The organism is Paenibacillus sp. VTT E-133291 (genome assembly GCF_002264395.1).
In the GTDB taxonomy this organism is placed as follows: Bacteria; Bacillota; Bacilli; order Paenibacillales; family Paenibacillaceae; genus Paenibacillus_AQ; species Paenibacillus_AQ nitricinens.
This window is the reverse complement of the sequence record NZ_NFVA01000263.1, coordinates 1-319: the sequence shown is the minus strand read 5'-3', so window position 1 is coordinate 319 and position 319 is coordinate 1. Positions and strand designations below refer to the sequence as shown.

The 319-nt window shown below is 42.3% G+C and carries 1 protein-coding gene; it reads left to right on the top strand.

Translation table 11 applies throughout. From position 1 onward, the window contains the following. Positions 1-43 precede the first annotated feature (43 nt). Positions 44-319: helix-turn-helix domain-containing protein (locus CA598_RS31850; RefSeq protein WP_143812514.1), on the top strand; the 276-nt coding region annotated here is incomplete at its 3' end.

Sequence of the window (319 nt, the reverse complement as noted above, 5' to 3'; positions counted from 1 at the left end):
TTTGTGTTTTAATCGAAATATCGAAATAACGGAGGAAGCCTTCATGAATAACAAAACAAGAGGAAGCTCAAGGATATTCAACGGAAATGAGATCAAACAACTAGAGAACAATCCAAATGTAGAGAACGTGACGGAAAAGTGTATTACCTATTCGCCAACGTTTAAGTTGGCTGCGGTTAAGGCCTATAAGGAAGGTCAAACCCCAATGGAGATCTTCCTTAGCGCGGGATTTGACGTAGATATTATCGGTCGCAAAAAGCCTAAGCATTGCCTAACCCGTTGGCGTAATACGTACAATGCTCTGGGAGAGGCTGGACTA